The following is a 643-nucleotide window of genomic DNA, read 5'->3' on the forward strand; positions in this document are numbered from 1 at the left end:
CGACTACGCCGATCTCATGCCTTGGAGAATGCCTGCTGCCCTCAACCGCTGAGGGGCGTCGTTAAAAGACCGCGTACAGTCCTTTAGCCATTCATCGCGGAGCTTCGCTATGTCCGCGCTGCGGATTGAGGCTAAAGGCCGCTTCGCTAGTTCAGCTGCCTTGCAGGTTTTTATAACGGAACCTTGCCAGCCGGTTGAGTTCGTTGATCAGGTGTACGATTCACGGACATCGTTTCAACTAGAATGAAGCGATGGACCGAGAGATCGCCGTGCGATTTGTTGGGTGCGCATGTATCACGAGACCGGCAATGCCGGCCTTATGCGCGCACGGTGCCGCATATCTGCACCGGCACTTCCCGAATGACGAGGCCGCAATCAAGCTGCTCTGACTGGCGCTGCGTAACGTGCTGGCTAAGACCGTGCGGGTTGCGTTCAACTGGAAATCAGAACCTGTCCGCATTTTTGTGGGCGAGGTGGTTGAACGGCGTGTTATCAACGCGCGAGTAGGCACGCTCGGCGATCAGCGAATATGCGGTGGACTAGACCAAATCTGACAGTGGTTGGTTTTTCATGCTGGCGCGCATTGGCGCGAAGGGCGTAGCCCGTAGCGGCAATGCGCGCCGCGAACAGCAAGGAGTCCACC

1 pseudogene is annotated in these 643 nt (G+C 57.4%); it reads left to right on the forward strand.

The features are described from left to right. Positions 1-350: 350 nt before the first annotated feature. Positions 351-554 (forward strand): annotated as a pseudogene (locus WS68_RS29400) (hypothetical protein); the annotation flags it as partial. Positions 555-643 lie beyond the last annotated feature (89 nt).

Source organism: Burkholderia sp. TSV86, assembly GCF_001522865.1.
In the GTDB taxonomy this organism is placed as follows: Bacteria; Pseudomonadota; Gammaproteobacteria; order Burkholderiales; family Burkholderiaceae; genus Burkholderia.